The following is an 18,332-nucleotide window of genomic DNA, read 5'->3' as shown; positions in this document are numbered from 1 at the left end:
GTATTACTTAGTTAGAATTTATTAGCCGATGTTAGATTTGGAGTTAACGCCAACATTTATACCAAAGGATTAAACTTGATATTGTACGACAAAAAAGGTAATTTTTTAGGCATGGGTCAAAAGGAATTGTCTTCTTTAGGCTTCCAAGATTTTGATGAGTTTAAAAGCTACTATAATGACCCTGCAGATATGTTTATCAATCGACCTGGGTATATTTCAAAATTTAAGAATTTTTCTTGGATTGATTATGCACTCCATAGTGGTGTTCCAAACAAAAACATTATCATTAAAAATACCAATGGACAAGAGTTAGAAGCCACATTACAGATTTCTGAAATTTTTTTGATGCAAGAGTTAAACGAGTCTTCGGGAATTTATAATGTAGAGATTAGTTTTTCGTCTGATAAAAACATGCAAAATCATGATACTTTATTTGAAGAAGATAACTTTGATATGCGCCCTCATGTCGCTTTTGAAAGTGAAGAGGACGATACACTCACAATCAAAGAAGAAGAACCCGCACCTTTGGATATTCCAATCGCCGATACGGATACCGTGCCAGAAACATTTAAAATAGAAGATTTTAATGATGACTTTATTGAACCGCAAACAGATGTCTCTATAGAGCCTCAACACGAAGATCATGATCTCTCCGGTCTTGATTTTGATGATAAAGAAAATAGCTTTGATGAGACAATCAAACCAGCGACAGAAGAGTATGTACCCAATGTAAAACTCAAAATCAATTTAGATTCAGATTTTGATGAACCCGTCACACCTCAAGAGCCAGAAATCGAAATTCCTACAGAAAAATTCGAAGATTTTTTAGGCGAAACAACATCAGAAGACACAACATCAGAAGACACAACACTAGAAGAAACAACATTAGAAGAAGCAGATATTAAAGAAGAGCCGGTTATCGAAAAAGAGAGGATAAAAGAGACTCAGCCAATCTTACAATATGATTTTGATATCGATATTGTACAAATTGCAGAAGAGACTGACATGGACTTGGAAGACATTGCATTGTTTATGAATGCTTTTATCCAAGAATCCAAAAAAACGCTCCATCTCATCGATTCCTCACTAGAGACTCTTGATGCAGCAGCCATAAAAGAGATGATTATAAAACTCAAAGGAATCGTATCACAGCTCAAAGTTCACAGCATCATTCATACCTTAGATGCGATTATTGCAAGTATCGGGGATGATGATTTTAGCGAGAAAATAGAAATATTTAAAATTCAAATCAAAGATATGGAGGAAAAATTATTTTGAAAAAAATTATTTTTTTCTTATCTGTTGCAGCAATATTATTGCAAGCTAGCAATTTCAGAGATGGAATGTTATTTTACAAAGATAGCAACTTTAAGGAAGCAAAAGAATCATTTTTAAGAGCTATTAACAAGGATAACTCAATACAGGCAAATTTTATGTTGGGCAAAATGTATTTATACGGAGAGGGTATGCCACCGGAGCGAGACAAGGCAATAAAATACTTAAAAATATCCGTCAATGCAGGAAATCTTCGAGCAAAGTGTTATCTGTCTGAAGCGTACTTGAGGAATAATACTAATAAAGAAGAGGCCGTGACATTGCTAGAAGATGGGCTGAAAAAAAATCTAACAGAGTGCAAAAGAATTGCTAGAATTTATAACATAACAATTGACAAAAAGGCAGAAAAATGAAATTTAAAATGCAAAATACGCTAAAAATCATTGGAATTTATCCGATTATTATACTCTTTATATTTTCTTCATACTTTTTGTATATATCTTATGTAGAATACAATAAAGCAGTACTTTTTGAAAATAAACTCGTCTCAGAAAAAGTCTTAGGCACACTGTCTCAAGATATTGCAAAAGAGCGGGGTTTGAGTTCAACGTTCATCGCGAGCAATGGACACATTGCCAAAGAGGCATTGATGCAGCAACGTTTAAATGTCAATAAGAGTATTAAGCGTTTTTATAACTATTATAAAACACAAAAAACTAATACAAATATCAAGCAAATCATCACACTACTGAACCAAATCACAGAAGTTAGAGCAAGAGTAGACTCGCTGAAAGATATCAACTTTAATAGAATCTTTTTTTCCTACTACTCGCAAATTAATACCTATATCTTAAAAGAAATTGGCTCTATTAGAGATATTGTAACTAACTCACAAATTGTCTCACTGGCGACATCACTTGTAAACCTATTTAATGATATCGAATACAATGGTCAAGAGAGAGGATTTATAGCAAAAATTATCAGTCAATATGTACCATTTACTGATGAAGATACAAAAATATGGCTTAATATATCAAGTCGAACCCATACTTTTAACTATCAAACTATCGAAGACCCTGTCTCTAAGATGCGTATTGGCAGTCTTTATAACTCACGACAAGATAAGAAGATTTTAGAAGATGTCCTTGATGCTAAAAAAGATGTCGTTTTAGCGGCTCAAAGCGGGGAATATTTAATCGATCCGACACTTTGGTTTAGTCTCATGACAAAAAAAATACAGTTAATGGAGCGCAGTTCTCAAATCATTCAAACATCATTGGTATCTGCCATCAAAAACTATAAAAACCAAAATATCGGTCAACTTATATCAGCCGGTTCCACATGGTTCATCTCAATCATCTTTTTGATTATGGGATTAGTACTTTCAAAACAATTTAAAAACAACATTTTAGGACTTCAAAGTATCTTTAAAAAAGTTGAAGAGTTGGCAGAAACCAAACAAGATGTTGATTTTAGTACCTCTGAGGGTATGAATTCAGCGTATAAGATTATCGATCAAGCTGTCGAAAATATTGCAAAAGAAAAAGATAACGCTAAAGAGGCTAGTGCTGCGAAGAGTATTTTCTTGGCCAATATGTCTCATGAAATCCGAACCCCACTCAATGGTATTATTGGCTTTACGGAACTTCTTAAAAATAATGAACTTGATGATGAAAGCAAAGAATTTGTCGAAGTTATTGAAAAAAGTTCAGAAAACCTTTTGGAAATTATCAACAACATCCTAGACTTATCAAAAGTTGAAAGCAACAAAGTCGAAATTGACGAAATTCTCTTTTCACCAATACAAGAGTTTGAAAATGCAATCGAAGTTTATGGACCAAAAGCATCTGAAAAAGGCATCCACCTCTCCTCTTATATTGATCCTAGTTTATCTACTTATATCAAAGGGGACTCTACTAAAATTAAAGAGGTCTTGATTAACTTGATGAGTAATGCGGTGAAATTTACACCACAAGATGGTTACATCACCACTGAGGTAAAACGTGTCGATGACGAATCGACCCCATCGGATAAAGTAAAAATAACCTTTAGTGTACAAGACACCGGTATTGGTATTGAAAAAGATAAAATCAAAGATATCTTTAATGCCTTTAGCCAAGCTGATTCTACCATTACAAGAAAATTTGGTGGTACAGGATTGGGATTGACAATCTCTTCAAAATACATTGAATTGATGGGTGGTACCTTAGCACTCGAGAGTGAATACGGCAAAGGTACAAAATTTTATTTCACTCTTGAATTTGACAAATCAACTTCTAGTGACACCAACTATGAAAATGCATTTCGAGAGTATCATTGTGCCATCTTATCCTCTACGGATTCACCAAAACCACACAGCCAATTTATCTATAATTATTTTTCATTTTTTGGCTCACGTGTCAATTTTTACAGCAATTTTTCACAATTAAAAGATTTGATTTACAAATCAAATAGTAATATCATCGTAGCCGATTACAGTGACTTAAGTGAAGAAGAAATAGAAGAGTACAAAAAAATTAAACTCCCAATTATCATTGTCTTAAAATCTTCACAACAATCAAAATTTGAGAAGTTAAAAAGCAAGTACATTACACCGGTATACGAACCAATCAATATGACAAAAATTGTCAAAATACTCGAATCTAGTAAAGAGATGCTTCCAGTCAAAGAGACACCTCAAGAAAAAGTTCCATCCCATCCAAATACTCAGACATTTGGAACAAAATTTGACGCTAATGTCTTAGTGGCAGAAGACAATGAAATCAACCAAAAATTAATCAAACGTACACTTGAAGATCTCGGTCTTAAAATTACCATTGCGGAAAATGGACTTCGAGCGTTGGAACTCAGAAAAGAGCATGATTATGATTTGGTATTTATGGATATTGCGATGCCGATTATGGATGGGGTCATTGCAACGCAGGAAATTATCAAATATGAAGAAGAAGCAAACCTACCACATATTCCAATCATTGCTATCACCGCTAATGCTCTCAAAGGCGACCGTGAGCGATTTATGAATGAAGGCTTGGATGAATACATTACCAAACCAATCAAAAAAGAGAGTATTCTTAGTGTCTTAAATATGTTTATAAAAGACAAGATAGACTACACAACAGAAGAGACAACAAAAGAGAGTAAAACGGCGACAAAAGAGGTAGAATCAGATCGTCCGAAACTTGCAGTAGAAGATGTTGATGAAACGGTTGAAGCCTCTCATGATACAGAAGAAAAGCTTGAAGTAGAAGAGCCAACAACATCCGATCCAAAGATCATGATTTTCAAAAAAAGCATCATAGAATCTAAGATTTTTGCCACAATCATCACAAAAATGGGTTATGATACCGATACGGCAAAAAGTGCAGATGATTTTAAAGAAAAAATCAAGGGCAATCTGTACAACATTATCATCTTAGATAAAGAAATTGGGGATCTAGATTTTGAAAATCTCAGAGCATTATTAACAGAAACAAATACTGACTATGCGTCAAGTCACACTAAATTAATTTTATTTGCAGATTCTGCTACTATCATACCAGAAGAAATCAAGTCTGTCTATGATAGTATAGAAGCGAACTCTATTAATAAAGTTGAGTTAGAAAAATTGATACAAGAAAATCTATAAAAGAGGAAATAAAATGGATAAAGGCTTAACAATACTAGCCGTTGATGATGATATCATAAACTTAAAATTGATACATTCAATGCTGAAAAAACATACTGATATTGAATCAGTCATAGAAGCAACGAACGGATTAGATGCCTTGAATATTGTAAAAGAAACAGAAAATATCAATCTGATTCTTTTAGATATCAAAATGCCAGTCATGGATGGGATTGAGTTTATGGAAAATATATCGTTATTGCCAGAGAAGCACAACATACCGATTATTGTTCTAACAACAGATGAGACAAAAAAACATCAATCTTTTGAGAGTGGTGCGTTTGACTTTTTAGTCAAACCGATTCGAGAGCATGAACTGTATGAAAAAATACTAAAAATTAAAAACCTTCTATAAATAATGGGATCTCTTTAGGAGATCACATTATTTATCTTTTCATATAAAGAGATTATTTCTTCTTTCTTTTCTATAAAACTATTTTTATTTGCTATTAGATAAGCTGATGAATCCATGATGGTTTCCACTACTTTGAGCCCATTTTGCTTCATAGTATTTCCGGTATCTACGATATCAACAATCGCATCACTCAGCCCTACTAATGGTGCTAATTCGATCGATCCATATAACTTGATTATCTTCACACCCATTGCTTTTTTAGAAAAGTATCGTTGGGATATATTCGACATTTTTGTCGCAATAGTGATTTCAGGGAGTGAATAATCTAATTTTTTATCATTAGCTATCCCCACACAGACTTTACATTTTCCAATTTTAAGATCCAATAATCTGATTAAATCCTCATCTTTCTCTTCAAGTACGTCCAACCCGACCACACCAATATCTGCGGCTTGATGCAAGACATATGCCGGAACGTCTTGATTTCGAACTAACAAAAACTTAAAACCCTCTGTTTCTAATATCAATTTTCTATCATCAAATCGAAAGGCTTCACCAAAGATTTTTTCAAAAATCTCCAATGTTTCTTCTGCAATTCTGCCTTTTGGTAATGCAACACTTAACATAAATTTTCCTCTATTATTTTTTTCATTCCTCTAAAAATCAAGCTTCTATCGTAAATAGAATTTTCAAAATATTTTGAAAAGAATTGACCGTCTCCTCCGGTAAAGTAGATTCTTTTCTCTTTACTGGTCTCTTTTATAATCATTAAGATAGGTTTTATAACTCCATAAGATAGTGCATCAGCCGTTCTTTGTGGTAAGGCATCGAGCTCGATATTAGGATTTAATCTAAATTTAAGTCTATCAGAAATGCCGGCAAATGTCTTTTCATAAGACGCGAGCCCCGGCAAAATAAATCCCCCTAAATGCTGATAATTTGATACAATATCTACCGTAATTGCGGTGCCAGCATCAACGACAATCCCATCTTTGATGACACAGCACGCTGATATTCTATCAATCCCCAAACCTTGATAAATCGTGTCTAGATTAAAATAGGGTTCAAGATTTATAAAGTAGGAAGAATCTTGTAGTTTTGCTGTAATTCTATCATTAACACTGATAAAATAAATCTTCTCTTTAGCCTTGTAGCTTTCAAACGCATCAAGGCTCATCGACCAAATTTTTCCATCATGAAAGAAATCCACGTTGGAATTTCCAATATCACAAAGTATCATGACTCACCTCGTAAACACTCCATCCATTATTTTTCATCATTTTTTTCGCTAAAGAACATAAAGGCGAGGCAATCAATACATACTTATATTTATAGGCATGGGACACAGCACGCTCTAATTTTTGTTCTAGGTCTATAATCTCTTGGGCATTTTTCTTGACAAATCTACTTTTTTGCCCAATTTGAAATATCACAGTATAAAAACTTTTTTCATTGACTCCACTGTAAATTCTTAGCTTTTTTCTAGTTTTTACCAGGGACAAATCAATCGATTCTAGTGATTTTAATACACAATTCTTTTCTGCTAAAAAATCTACTACCTTTTTCAAGACTATTTCTTGTGTGACAACTTAAAATATTTATTTTTATAGTAAAATTCATCTTTTGTAAAATATAAGTACGAATTGATATCTTCAGGTATCTTATAGACATTGGCCGTAATCAAATCAATATCAGTTGCAATCAAATACCCTCCCCGCTCAATCATATAAATATATTTACCATAAATAACTCCAGCAAACACAGCAAAAGTAAATTTTCTCTTTTTCAAAACCTTGAGGTCTTCATTGGCTAAGATAACAGTCCCATCATTGGTAAAGACAAAAATTCTCCCTTTTAACACAATGACATCTTTCACATGAGCCTCTAGCGTAGTCATCGTCTTAGGACTAATCGAGACCACTTTTTTATTCGTTGCTGCGACCAAGCGATTACCAAGAACTCCCAAATAAATAACATTACCAAAAAACTTCTCATCGCTAATGACAATATTACGCAAAATTTTATTGCTTTTAGAATCCACTACTAAAAGTCGGCCATCTAAGGTAGGAAAGAGAACAAGACTATCAAGGAAATACGGTGCAGCTATTCTCGAATCAAGGGCATAGGTTGTATCTTCTTGATTTTGAAATAAAATCGTATTTTTTTTCATATCCAAAAGCACCATCGTATTGGAGGCCAATACTAAAGCAATTTTAGAATCCTTTAACACCGCTGATGCAACCGTGGTATCAAATTTCTTTTTATAAATAATCTTTGAATTCTTGTCCAATACAATCAAATCACCACATTGTGATGCGGCGAGATAGTGGCCATTATCATCATTAAGAAACATAAATCCCTTTGGCAACGTCACCTTTTGTAATCCAGAACTCGTGATTATTTGCCCATTTTGCAATGTAGCACCATGACGTGACACATCTACAATCTCTGAGGGCAATGTCCCATCATAACTAATAGCATAAGATACCGATTTGGGTTCAAAATTTTGTCTTTTTGTGCCACATCCACTAAGCAATAAGAGACCTAATGATGCTGCAACGATTAAATGTAAATATTTCATTTGGTGTTCACTTTATAATGTTCTAGATTTTTAACAATTTGAGCCAGTGGTGAATTTGGATCAATTTGTGCAAATTTCAATGATGCCTCTGCTTGTTTACCTTTTTTTAACAAATCAAATCCTTCTTCTAATAGTACAAAACCATTCAGTAATTGACTTTTTTGAGGTTCTGTATTGTTAATTTGAGATAACTCATAGGAGGATAAATCTGCCAAAAAGGCATTGTCTTTATTCTCAGACAAGGTTTTTAATGCCGCAACATCTTTGTTTTTCACAGCCTCTTGAAATTGAAACACAGCATATAGTGTCGCATTTTTACTTTTTAGCGTTTTAAGCGCTTCGGCATCTTTTGGTGATTTTATTAATGTTTCATATGCTTGATTTGAAAGGGTTAGATTTCGGTTTGTCATATAAGTTGATGTCATATATCCCACAACAAAAACAACAATAGCAATGGCGCCAATAATAATATAACGTTTGTATCTCTTATAGAAGCGTTCACCTTTTATAATGCTTTCTAGAAATTGTTCTTCAGCCCCAATCTCATCTTTGACACTTTTTAAATTCTCTTTCAAACTCAAATGAAATCCTTTTAATCTAATTATTAGGGAGGCATTTTATCATATAATATATAAATTAACTCTTTGCCAATAATTTTTGATATAATGTTATCAAAATATAAATCAAATAGGATATAAAATGCAAATAGACGACAAATTATTGACAAAACTCGAAGGATTATCTGCATTAAGCATCGATACAAATAAAAGAGAGGAAGTCATTAGCGAACTGAGTAAAATCGTGCAATTTGTTGAGATTTTGAATGAATTAAATCTCGACCAAGAAACTGCCACTTTTACGACTTTAGATGGGGGCACACCTTTCAGAGAAGATACACCATCAGTAAACCCTGAAATCATCGAGACTATATTAGAACATGCGCCAAAAAGTCAAGATGGCTGTTTCGTAGTACCAAAAATCATAGAATAGGCCAACTATCATGAACATCAAATCATTACTCAAAAACGTTCTCAATTATAAGGCTTCTGATCTTCATATTGTCAGTCGTAGTGAACCTCAGATTCGGATTGATGGGGTATTAGTACCTCTAGATCTTGAAAAACTCTCAGGAGTTGCAATAGAAGAGATGTGTTACACTCTGCTCAGTGACAAACAAAAAAAGGCTCTTGAAGAGGAAAAAGAACTCGATTTTGCGATAGAATTCCCAGATATCGGACGTTTTCGTGCCAACTACTATTACACTATGAATGGTGAATTAGCCGCTGCTTTTAGGATTATTCCTATTGAAATTCCTTCCTTAGATGAACTTAGAACTCCCCCTATTTTCAAGGATTTAGTCCAAAGAGAAAAAGGGTTAATCTTAGTCACCGGACCAACAGGAAGTGGGAAATCAACCACGCTTGCGGCATTACTAAATGAAATTAATCTCACAGAGAACAAGCACATTATCACGATTGAAGATCCTGTCGAATTTGTGCATCAAAACAAAAAATCTCTCTTTTCTCATAGAAATGTCGGAACCGATACTAAAAGTTTTGCGAGAGGATTGAAATTTTCACTGCGTGAAGATCCCGATGTCATTCTCGTGGGTGAAATTCGAGATCAAGAAACAATCAGTACGGCCATCACAGCCGCTGAAACCGGACACCTTGTTTTTGCAACCTTGCATACAAACTCAGCTGTCCAAACGATTAATAGAATTGTCGATAGTTTTGAAGGTGCGGAACAAATTCAAGTCAGAAATATGCTCTCAACTTCTCTTTATGCCGTCATTTCACAAAGCTTACTTCCTAAAGTCGGTAGCGGAAGAATTGCGATTCATGAGATACTCATCAATAATGCAGCGATTTCGAATCTTATTAGAGAAAATAAATTGCATCAAATATACTCGCAAATGCAGTTAAATCAACAAAAAACCGGTATGATGACACAAACACAATCCCTTCTCAAACATTTAAATGCTAAATTAATAACAAAAGAGAATGCGATTCGCTACTCCACACAAACACAAGAGTTGATGAACAGCTTAGGAATATGATGGATTTAACAATATCACAGCATAAAATCGATAAAATATTCGAATATCCTTGGGGAGTGAACACATTATGAATAAAAATGCAAATATTGCAGATAAAATCGGCAAGATAGGTAAAGAAACTTTTCAAAAGTTAGAAAATCTTGATATACCTCCATATCCAAAGTATTATCATGAAACTTTTATGGATTTACTTTTAACTGATGACAACCAAGATATTTTTGATTTGTCAAAAAAATATAAATACCTATTTTCCATCGATGACCTTGACACAAGCTTAAAAGAAGCTTGTCTTGATATTACTCGAGAGAGCATCAAAGAATTTGAACAATCTAAGATCAATATCAAATCAATATCTGATGAAAATATTATAGATATTGATGAAATCCGAAAAGAACCCAATGGTCTAGATGCTGCAAAAATCCTAAACAGTTTGGATGTTTTTCAAAAACAACTTCTGAATGAATTGGACAATGCAGAGCAAATGATTACGACGTTAAAATTAGAAGTTGAAAAACTCGAACGTGAATCCAATATCGACCCTTTGACTAAAATATACAATAGAAGATCTCTTAATAAAGATTTAGAAGAAATCCTAAAAATTGGAAACGATCGCGACTTGGATTTGCAAGTCATTCTTTTTGATGCGGATGATTTTAAAACTATTAATGATACTTTTGGTCATATTGCCGGAGATAAAACACTCATCTTTTTGACACGTCTCATACAAAGTTCAATCCGTAGCGGTATCAAAGTCTACCGTTTTGGAGGTGAAGAGTTTATTGTATTACTCAATCGTTCAAATTTAGAAAACTGCATTAAAATCACCGAACGTATTATACAAAACACAAGCGAAAGCAAACTTTTATACAAGGGCAACACCATCCATTTGACTATCAGTGCGGGCATTACTAGCCACGTCAAAGGTGACACAATAGATAATATACTAGCACGCGCAGACAAAGCACTCTATGCAGCAAAATTGCATGGCAAAAACTGTTGTAAGGTAAATTAGCAGATGGATCAAGTATCAATTTTTGACATTGTCTCTTTATCACTCATATTGATATTGGGGATAAAAGGTGTGATTAATGGATTTATCAAAGAAGTCTTTGGTTTAATCGGTATCGTCGGTGGTATTTATGTTGCTACACGTTTTGCTGAGACAACAGGTCAATTTATCGACACTAATATTTACGCTTTTGGCAACAAAGCATCACTCTATCTGATTGGCTTTATCGCCACACTGTTATTAGTATGGATTTTGAGCATTATTATCGGATATATTCTATCTCACCTCTTAAAAGCGAGTGGCTTAAGCGGCCTGGATAAACTCGCCGGTTTTCTTGTCGGTAGTTTAAAAATATTTCTAGTTTTTTCGATTTTGGCCATCGCATTAACCAATGTAGAATTTGTCAGATCAAGAATTCAAAAATATATGGATAAAAGTTTCATGTATCCTATTTTTCTAGAGACCGGGAAATACATCGTAAAAATCAATACCGATGACATAGTAGAGAAAATCTCCGGTTCACCAGAAAACAATACTTCAAAGTAAGCATACTATGAACTCTATGGAAAATATCGAATACGACCACTTAATCGCTGCGTTCAAGGATGTATTGAAAAAAAATGTATTAAAATTCACAAGGCAAAGAGAGATTGTGATACAAACACTCTATAATTTTCCCAATCATTTCTCGCCAGAAGAACTTTATATTTTAATCAAAAAAAATCATCCAAAACTCAATATTGGAATTGCCACCGTTTACCGAACCTTAAACCTTCTTGAAGATTCTAATATCGTCACATCACTGACTTTTGGACAAGCAGGTAAAAAATTTGAACTTGCTAATAAACCGCATCATGATCATCTCATCTGTAAAAATTGTGGTTTAATTATCGAATTTGAAGATAAGGACATAGAACATAAGCAAGAAAAAATCGCAAAAGCCAACGGTTTTGCACTCACCGGACATATCATGCAACTCTATGGTATTTGCGAAAAATGTCAACAAAAATTACAATCAGAAAACAAATAAAAAAGGGAATAAATTGGTATTTGAAAATCAGTACGAACAACAAAGAATACAAAAATCACAAGATTTAAAAAATTTAGGAAAAAATCCTTATAGGCACAATGTTAAGAAAGATTGCACGACTCTTGAATTTAAAACGACCTATGAATATATCAAAGATACCGAAGAAAAGCGGGATGAAAACAAACTGCATACGATTTCAGGACGTATCAAATTTTTGAGACATATGGGAAAAGCTGCCTTTGCGAAGATTGAAGACGAACAAGATGTATTGCAAATATATTTCAGTCGAGACAGTATTGGCGAAGCGTGGTTTAAAGAGGCTAAAAAACTCATTGAAGTGGGTGATATTGTTTTTGTCAAAGGATTTCCTTTTGTCACAAAAACGGGAGAATTATCGCTTCACGCGCAAACACTTGAGTTGGCCACCAAATCTATCACGCCTCTACCAGAAAAATTTCACGGATTACAAGACATCGAATTACGATACCGAAAACGTTATCTTGATATGATTATGAATCAAGATGTCAAAAAAACATTTAGATTACGCAGTTTGATTGTCAGCCGAATCCGACATTTTTTTGAATCCAAAAACTTCTTAGAAGTCGAAACACCGATGATGCATCCGATTGCAGGAGGTGCCAATGCCAAACCTTTTGTGACCTATCACAATGCACTAGGCGTCAATCGATACCTCAGGATTGCCCCAGAGCTTTATCTCAAAAGACTCGTTGTCGGAGGTTTTGAATCTGTGTTTGAAATCAATAGAAACTTTAGAAATGAAGGGATGGATCTGACGCACAATCCTGAATTTACAATGGTAGAATTTTATTGGGCCTATCACAATTATCATGATCTTATGCATTTAACTGAAGATTTGTTTACCTATCTCTTAGATAAATTGAATTTACCTAAAAAGTTGCCATTTGGTGATGTTGTTATTGATTTTTCAAAAGAATTTAGAAAAATCTCTTTTAGAGATTCACTCATTCAAATCGGTAACGTTCCAGAAGACATCCTAGATAGCAAAGAGAAAATTTTAGAATTTTTCAAAGAAAATAATCTTGAAGTTGATACGAAAATGAACATCGGAAAGTTGTACGAAGAGATGTTTGATCTCTTTGTGGAAGAAAAACTCATCGACCCGACTTATATCATCGATTATCCAATCGAAATCAGCCCATTGGCACGAAGAAATGAAGAAAATAAAAATATTGCAGAGCGCTTTGAACTCTTTATTGCAGGGCGAGAAATCGCCAATGGATTTAATGAATTAAATGACCCGATTGATCAATATGAAAGATTTAAAAAACAAATTGAAGCAAAAAATGAAGGAGATGATGAAGCACATGAGATGGATGAAGATTATGTACAAGCTCTCGGATACGGTCTCCCTCCAACTGCCGGTGAAGGTTTGGGTATTGACCGACTTGTCATGCTCTTAGCCAACCAACATTCTATTAGAGATGTCATATTGTTTCCGGCCATGAAACCCCTTTTAGACCCAACAACAGATGAAAATGAAAATAGTAAGGAATAAATAATGAGTATATTAAAAACAGAAGACCCTGCAGTATATGATTTGGTAGAATTAGAGTTAAAAAGACAAACCGAACACCTTGAGATGATTGCTAGTGAAAACTTTACCTTTCCAGCTGTCATGGAAGCCATGGGAAGCGTTTTTACGAATAAGTATGCCGAAGGTTATCCAAACAAAAGATACTATGGAGGTTGTGAGTTTGCTGACAAAGTAGAACAACTTGCGATTGATAGAGCTTGTGAATTATTCGGATGTAAATTTGCCAATGTACAACCAAACTCTGGTAGTCAAGCCAATCAGGGAGTCTATCAAGCACTTTTAAAACCGTATGACAAAATTTTGGGTATGGATTTGAGTCAAGGTGGACATCTAACACACGGCTCAAAAGTGAGCAGTTCGGGTAAAACGTACTCAAGTTTCTTTTATGGTGTTGATGAAAACGGTCGCATCGATTATGAAAAAGTGAGAGAGATCGCACACATTGTAAAACCAAAGATTATCGTTTGTGGTGCTAGTGCGTATCCACGCGTAATCGATTTTGCTAAATTCCGTGAAATTGCGGACGAAGTGGGAGCCTACCTTTTTGCAGACATTGCCCACATTGCCGGTCTTGTAGCCGCGGGAGAACATCCAAGTCCTTTTCCTCATTGTCATGTTGTCTCAACAACAACCCATAAAACACTAAGAGGTCCAAGAGGGGGACTCATCATGACTGATGATGAAGAGTTGGCTAAAAAAATAAATAGTGCCATTTTCCCTGGAATCCAAGGTGGTCCACTGGTGCATGTTATCGCAGCCAAAGCGGTGGGTTTTGCGTATAATCTCAAACCAGAATGGAAAACTTATGCCAAACAAGTGAAAGCCAACATGCAAGTACTCTCAGATGTCCTCATCAAAAGAGGTTATGACATCGTCAGTGGCGGTACGGACAACCATCTCGTGCTGGTTTCATTTCTAAACAAAAATTTCAGTGGAAAAGATGCAGACATCGCTCTTGGAAACGCGGGTATTACAGTCAACAAAAACACCGTACCTAATGAAACGCGCAGTCCTTTTGTGACTAGCGGTGTGAGAATCGGAAGTGCGGCGCTTACTGCCCGAGGTATGGGTACCAAAGAATTTGACATTATTGCCAATAAAATTGCCGACGTACTTGATGATATCCAAGATACCGACTTACAAGCAAAAATCAAAGAAGAGATGAAAGTCTTAGCTAGCCAGTTTGTTATCTACGAGCAATCAACATATTAAAGGGATGCGCCAATGTATGATATCGATACCGCACTCATCAAGATGGATACATCACATTATTGGGTCAAACAAGACCATATTGTGCAAAAGATATCATACGGCGGACGAACCTTTTTTGATAAATTTGAGAGACATGATAGCCGCTTGACGCGCCAGATCATGCAAGAGCACCTCAATGGGGAGCTCACCGTCGCGCACTCGTTGATTCATACTTTAGATTATGTAGAAAACATTGTCATAGATTACAACGGCACTAATACAGAACGATTTTGGCATCGGGCACAATTATTGCTTAGAGAAGAGGGATATATCAATTTTACTGCCTATGAGAGTAAGACTCCTGGGCATTTGCATCTTTACATACACAAAGGACACACTGCCTTGCAAGAAGGATATCAGATAGCATCATTGCTTTCTATGAAACTCGCACAAAAGATGCCAAGAGAATGGAAGATTTTTCCAAACAATAGCATTCCAAAAGAGTTTAATATTCTTACCTTGCCTTATAAAGTGTATCAAAAAGAGCGCGGTTCTGCCTGGTCAAAACATCTGTAGTATATTTTGATGAAAGCATGAGAATATATGTTAAAATAAGCGTAGAACAATTTAAATTTTGTAACAAAAAATTGGAGACAATATGGAAAATAAAAACGAATTAAGTGATATAGTTTTGGAAAAAGATAACAGTAAAACGCTCAAAATCAAACGAATCTTGATTATCATAGCGTTGCTCATTATTGTTTTTTTAGGGGTTCTTGTAACTATGAAACTCGTCAACAAGCCAACGCGAAATGCGACTCCAAAGCTTATTCTCCCGCCAGAGCCAAAATCAACTATGGCCCAACCAAAAGATGAGTCTCTATTTAAACAAGTGCCTATTGTAGAAGAAAACACTACCAAACAAGATGATTTTGAAAAAGTGGTTAAAAATTTAAAAGAAAAAGAGATTCAAAAAACAAAAAGTATGGAACAAAATACAACAACTGCACCTATCCTCACGCCAAAGAAAAAAGAAAAACCTGTCTCTACGGTGGTAGAACCACTCAAAAAAGCACCGGTGAAGACGGTCAAAAAAACAGCCAAGAAAGTCACACCTAAAGCAACAAAATCACATAAGGGTATTTTTGTGCAAGTAGGTGCTATCGCAAAAACGTCTCCGAACCAAAAATTTTTACGACTTATTCAGAGTAAAAAATACGCATATATCTTATATCAAACCAGCGTGAATGGTAAAAAAGTAACAAAAGTATTAATTGGGCCTTATAAAAGCAACCAAGAGGCAAAAAATAATTTGACTGCCATCAAAAAATCAATCAATAAAAATGCATTTATATATAGAATAAAATGATGTTAGAAAAAAGAACCATATTATTTGACCAACTGACACCCATCACCATCTTCAAGAAACTCCAAGATTTTTTTGAAGATGAGTTGTCTTTCCTCTTTGAGAGTGCCATCAATTCAGAGGCTGGAAACTATAGTTTTCTTTTTATCGGTGCGAGAGAGCGTGTGATTCACGAAAACTCTCAAAGTTTTTATATTAATGAAAACAACGAAAAGATACAAGTCGAAGACAATCCCTTTGATTTTCTTAAAAAGAGATATCAAGAGATTGATATGAACTATTACAAACGTCTTGCACACGAACTTAACATCGGATTTGTGGATGGATTTATCGGCTATGTTGGCTATGATTGTGTCAAAACATTTGAACCGGTTTTGCAAAAACACATGAATCAATTGCATGATGAATTACAAATACCAGATCTTGACTTGATTCGCCCCAAATTAATCTGTGCATTTTCGCACAAATCTAATACACTCACCCTGATGACGTTCTTGCCACATATTGCAAAAAAACTTGATGCTATTATTGAACTGCTCAAAAAACCGCATCATAATATCCCAATTCACAAGACCAAAATGCCAGATAATGGCAGTTTTGCTTTTTCAAAAGAGAAATTCTTTGAGATGGTGAGGGCTTCAAAAGAGATGATTAAGAGCGGTGATGTATTTCAAATCCTCATGTCCAATCGTTTCACAATGAGAGCAAAAATCGACCGTCTTAGTTTTTATAGAGTATTAAGAAATAAAAATCCCTCTCCTTATATGTTTAATTTAGATTATGGAAAATTTTCTATCATAGGAAGTTCCCCTGAAGTCATGGTCGGATTGAAAAATGGCCATATCATGCTCAGACCCATCGCAGGAACAAGAAAACGAGGGACAAACTATGAGATGGATTTAGCACTAGCAGATGAATTGCAACAAGATGAAAAAGAGCGTGCCGAGCATTTGATGCTGATTGATTTAGGTCGCAACGATGTCGGGAAAGTAGCCAAGGTGGGTAGTGTCAACGTCAAAGAAATGATGCGTGTCGAACGCTATTCTCATGTGATGCATTTGGTCACAGACATTGAAGCTTTATTGGATCAAAAATATGATATGTTTGATCTATTTGCTGCAACATTTACAGCCGGTACCATGACAGGAACACCAAAAATTCGGGCGATGGAGCTCATTAGTGAATTTGAAGGCTTAAAGCGAAGTTTTTATAGCGGTGCTGTGGGCTATTTTGGTTTTGATGGCAATCTTGATAGTGCAATTTTAATTCGCACGGCTTATTTGGATGATGAAAAGATAATCTTTCAAGCCGGAGCCGGTATTGTAGCAGATAGCACGCCAGAATTTGAATATCATGAGGTTTCAAACAAACTCGCCGCGATGACCTCTTCGTTAAAAGATTTGAGCGAAGTTTAATGTGAGGACTTGATGAAATTATTTGCAATTTTTGGAAACCCAATCTCTCACTCAATCTCACCGAGACTCCATAATAATGTCATCCAGCATCTCAATCTTGATGCCTGCTACACACGAAAGCTTATCACCAATCAAGAAGATATTATAAAGACATTTAAAGCACTAAAATTAACCGGTGCCAATGTGACCGTTCCACATAAAGAGGCCGCTTATCGCCTCTGCGATGAAGTTCGAGGCATTGCCAACGAGATTAAAGCCATCAACACTTTAGTACAAGAAAAGGGTAAAATCATCGGCTACAACACTGATGCGCCGGGATTTTATCAATCACTCAATGCATTCAAAAACATCCAAAAAGCACTCATCATTGGCGCAGGAGGCACAGCAAAAGCCATCGCATTTATACTGCGAAGCCATCACATTGACGTGAGTGTTCTAAACCGATCAGAGGCGCGATTAAAATTCTTTTCAGATCATGATTTTAGCACCTTCAGTTGGAAAGATTTTAGCATTGACCAATACGATATCATTATCAATACAACCCCAGCGGGACTCAAAGACGACACGTTACCTTTTGAAACAGAATCTCTTGCAAAACTTATGCAATCTGCGCATTATGCCTTTGATGTGATTTACGGAAAAATGACACCATTTTTGAAATTAGCAAGCGCTCATGATTTGATTTATAAAGATGGACGCGATATGCTTTTATATCAAGGTATTTTAGCATTTAATCTCTTTTATAATCAACGCTTTGATAATAAAATAATAGAAAAATATATGAGAGAAGCATTAGCGTTTTAATCATATT

Annotated in this window: 20 protein-coding genes; 15 read left to right on the top strand and 5 right to left on the bottom strand. The window is 35.1% G+C overall.

The window, feature by feature from the left end:
- Positions 1 to 75 precede the first annotated feature (75 nt).
- Genes SFB89_RS04105 through SFB89_RS04090 form a run of 4 tightly spaced genes read left to right on the top strand, consistent with a single transcriptional unit; the run spans position 76 to position 5,294 of the window.
- Positions 76 to 1,278: a hypothetical protein gene (locus SFB89_RS04105; protein WP_331775676.1), complete on the top strand. Its 1,203-nt coding sequence runs from the start codon at positions 76 to 78 to the stop codon at positions 1,276 to 1,278.
- A complete protein-coding gene (locus SFB89_RS04100) occupies positions 1,275 to 1,688 on the top strand; it encodes a tetratricopeptide repeat protein (protein WP_331775675.1) in 414 nt (137 codons plus the stop codon). The genes SFB89_RS04105 and SFB89_RS04100 overlap by 4 nt, the downstream gene beginning before the upstream one ends.
- A complete protein-coding gene (locus SFB89_RS04095; RefSeq protein WP_331775674.1) occupies positions 1,685 to 4,900 on the top strand; it encodes a response regulator in 3,216 nt (1,071 codons plus the stop codon). Before SFB89_RS04100 ends, SFB89_RS04095 begins: the two co-directional genes overlap by 4 nt.
- Before the next feature lie 13 nt (positions 4,901 to 4,913).
- A complete protein-coding gene (locus tag SFB89_RS04090) occupies positions 4,914 to 5,294 on the top strand; it encodes a response regulator (protein ID WP_331775673.1) in 381 nt (126 codons plus the stop codon).
- A gap of 14 nt (positions 5,295 to 5,308) precedes the next feature.
- Here SFB89_RS04090 and hisG read toward each other — a convergent pair whose 3' ends face one another.
- Genes hisG through SFB89_RS04065 form a run of 5 tightly spaced genes read right to left on the bottom strand, consistent with a single transcriptional unit; the run spans position 5,309 to position 8,456 of the window.
- A complete protein-coding gene (gene hisG / locus SFB89_RS04085; protein WP_331775672.1) occupies positions 5,309 to 5,920 on the bottom strand; it encodes an ATP phosphoribosyltransferase in 612 nt (203 codons plus the stop codon).
- On the bottom strand, positions 5,914 to 6,534 hold the full coding sequence (locus SFB89_RS04080; protein ID WP_331775671.1) for a type III pantothenate kinase: 621 nt from the start codon (positions 6,532 to 6,534) through the stop codon (positions 5,914 to 5,916). Before SFB89_RS04080 ends, hisG begins: the two co-directional genes overlap by 7 nt.
- Positions 6,521 to 6,862 (bottom strand): hypothetical protein, encoded by a 342-nt coding sequence (locus SFB89_RS04075; RefSeq protein WP_331775670.1) that lies wholly within the window; start codon positions 6,860 to 6,862, stop codon positions 6,521 to 6,523. Before SFB89_RS04075 ends, SFB89_RS04080 begins: the two co-directional genes overlap by 14 nt.
- Before the next feature lie 2 nt (positions 6,863 to 6,864).
- Complete coding sequence (locus SFB89_RS04070) at positions 6,865 to 7,875, bottom strand: PQQ-binding-like beta-propeller repeat protein (RefSeq protein ID WP_331775669.1); 1,011 nt, start codon at positions 7,873 to 7,875, stop codon at positions 6,865 to 6,867.
- Positions 7,872 to 8,456 carry a hypothetical protein gene (locus SFB89_RS04065; RefSeq protein WP_331775668.1) on the bottom strand — a complete coding sequence of 195 codons (585 nt, stop codon included), beginning with the start codon at positions 8,454 to 8,456 and terminating at the stop codon, positions 7,872 to 7,874. The genes SFB89_RS04070 and SFB89_RS04065 overlap by 4 nt, the downstream gene beginning before the upstream one ends.
- A 118-nt stretch (positions 8,457 to 8,574) precedes the next feature.
- Between SFB89_RS04065 and gatC the strand changes: the two genes are divergently transcribed.
- The 11 genes from gatC to SFB89_RS04010 all read left to right on the top strand — a co-directional run bounded on the left by gatC (position 8,575) and on the right by SFB89_RS04010 (position 18,325).
- Positions 8,575 to 8,865: an Asp-tRNA(Asn)/Glu-tRNA(Gln) amidotransferase subunit GatC gene (gene gatC / locus SFB89_RS04060; RefSeq protein WP_331775667.1), complete on the top strand. Its 291-nt coding sequence runs from the start codon at positions 8,575 to 8,577 to the stop codon at positions 8,863 to 8,865.
- Between the two features lie 10 nt (positions 8,866 to 8,875).
- Positions 8,876 to 9,934 (top strand): type IV pilus twitching motility protein PilT, encoded by a 1,059-nt coding sequence (locus SFB89_RS04055; protein ID WP_331775666.1) that lies wholly within the window; start codon positions 8,876 to 8,878, stop codon positions 9,932 to 9,934.
- Positions 9,935 to 10,001: 67 nt separating this feature from the next.
- Positions 10,002 to 10,946 (top strand): GGDEF domain-containing protein, encoded by a 945-nt coding sequence (locus SFB89_RS04050; RefSeq protein ID WP_331775665.1) that lies wholly within the window; start codon positions 10,002 to 10,004, stop codon positions 10,944 to 10,946.
- Between the two features lie 3 nt (positions 10,947 to 10,949).
- The gene (locus SFB89_RS04045; RefSeq protein ID WP_331775664.1) at positions 10,950 to 11,489 is read left to right on the top strand and encodes a CvpA family protein; all 540 of its coding nucleotides are present in this window, start codon (positions 10,950 to 10,952) and stop codon (positions 11,487 to 11,489) included.
- A gap of 7 nt (positions 11,490 to 11,496) precedes the next feature.
- Positions 11,497 to 11,973 (top strand): Fur family transcriptional regulator, encoded by a 477-nt coding sequence (locus SFB89_RS04040; RefSeq protein ID WP_331775663.1) that lies wholly within the window; start codon positions 11,497 to 11,499, stop codon positions 11,971 to 11,973.
- A gap of 13 nt (positions 11,974 to 11,986) precedes the next feature.
- Positions 11,987 to 13,510, top strand: coding sequence for a lysine--tRNA ligase (gene lysS / locus SFB89_RS04035; RefSeq protein WP_331775662.1), 1,524 nt, complete (start codon positions 11,987 to 11,989; stop codon positions 13,508 to 13,510).
- Positions 13,511 to 13,513: 3 nt separating this feature from the next.
- Positions 13,514 to 14,761, top strand: coding sequence for a serine hydroxymethyltransferase (locus SFB89_RS04030; RefSeq protein ID WP_331775661.1), 1,248 nt, complete (start codon positions 13,514 to 13,516; stop codon positions 14,759 to 14,761).
- A 12-nt stretch (positions 14,762 to 14,773) separates the two neighbouring features.
- Positions 14,774 to 15,316, top strand: coding sequence for a DUF1882 domain-containing protein (locus SFB89_RS04025; RefSeq protein ID WP_331775660.1), 543 nt, complete (start codon positions 14,774 to 14,776; stop codon positions 15,314 to 15,316).
- Positions 15,317 to 15,398: 82 nt separating this feature from the next.
- Positions 15,399 to 16,109, top strand: coding sequence for an SPOR domain-containing protein (locus tag SFB89_RS04020; RefSeq protein ID WP_331775659.1), 711 nt, complete (start codon positions 15,399 to 15,401; stop codon positions 16,107 to 16,109).
- Positions 16,109 to 17,521, top strand: a complete 1,413-nt coding sequence (locus SFB89_RS04015) for an anthranilate synthase component I family protein (protein ID WP_331776050.1) — start codon at positions 16,109 to 16,111, stop codon at positions 17,519 to 17,521. The genes SFB89_RS04020 and SFB89_RS04015 overlap by 1 nt, the downstream gene beginning before the upstream one ends.
- 12 nt (positions 17,522 to 17,533) lie before the next feature.
- Positions 17,534 to 18,325: a shikimate dehydrogenase gene (locus tag SFB89_RS04010; RefSeq protein WP_331775658.1), complete on the top strand. Its 792-nt coding sequence runs from the start codon at positions 17,534 to 17,536 to the stop codon at positions 18,323 to 18,325.
- Positions 18,326 to 18,332 lie beyond the last annotated feature (7 nt).

Origin of the sequence: Sulfurospirillum sp. 1612 (assembly GCF_036556685.1) — a bacterium.
Classification (GTDB): domain Bacteria; phylum Campylobacterota; class Campylobacteria; order Campylobacterales; family Sulfurospirillaceae; genus JAADIZ01.
Note: the sequence above shows the minus strand (reverse complement) of the source record. Positions and strands in the feature narration are given on the sequence as shown.

Coding starts and splice junctions, on each gene's coding strand:
- SFB89_RS04095 (WP_331775674.1), top strand. CDS start 1,685: ATGAAATTTAAAATGCAAAATACGCTAAAAATCATTGGAATTTATCCG.
- SFB89_RS04090 (WP_331775673.1), top strand. CDS start 4,914: ATGGATAAAGGCTTAACAATACTAGCCGTTGATGATGATATCATAAAC.
- hisG (WP_331775672.1), bottom strand. CDS start 5,920: ATGTTAAGTGTTGCATTACCAAAAGGCAGAATTGCAGAAGAAACATTG.
- SFB89_RS04080 (WP_331775671.1), bottom strand. CDS start 6,534: ATGATACTTTGTGATATTGGAAATTCCAACGTGGATTTCTTTCATGAT.
- SFB89_RS04070 (WP_331775669.1), bottom strand. CDS start 7,875: ATGAAATATTTACATTTAATCGTTGCAGCATCATTAGGTCTCTTATTG.
- gatC (WP_331775667.1), top strand. CDS start 8,575: ATGCAAATAGACGACAAATTATTGACAAAACTCGAAGGATTATCTGCA.
- SFB89_RS04055 (WP_331775666.1), top strand. CDS start 8,876: ATGAACATCAAATCATTACTCAAAAACGTTCTCAATTATAAGGCTTCT.
- SFB89_RS04050 (WP_331775665.1), top strand. CDS start 10,002: ATGAATAAAAATGCAAATATTGCAGATAAAATCGGCAAGATAGGTAAA.
- SFB89_RS04045 (WP_331775664.1), top strand. CDS start 10,950: ATGGATCAAGTATCAATTTTTGACATTGTCTCTTTATCACTCATATTG.
- SFB89_RS04040 (WP_331775663.1), top strand. CDS start 11,497: ATGAACTCTATGGAAAATATCGAATACGACCACTTAATCGCTGCGTTC.
- SFB89_RS04030 (WP_331775661.1), top strand. CDS start 13,514: ATGAGTATATTAAAAACAGAAGACCCTGCAGTATATGATTTGGTAGAA.
- SFB89_RS04025 (WP_331775660.1), top strand. CDS start 14,774: ATGTATGATATCGATACCGCACTCATCAAGATGGATACATCACATTAT.
- SFB89_RS04020 (WP_331775659.1), top strand. CDS start 15,399: ATGGAAAATAAAAACGAATTAAGTGATATAGTTTTGGAAAAAGATAAC.
- SFB89_RS04015 (WP_331776050.1), top strand. CDS start 16,109: ATGTTAGAAAAAAGAACCATATTATTTGACCAACTGACACCCATCACC.
- SFB89_RS04010 (WP_331775658.1), top strand. CDS start 17,534: ATGAAATTATTTGCAATTTTTGGAAACCCAATCTCTCACTCAATCTCA.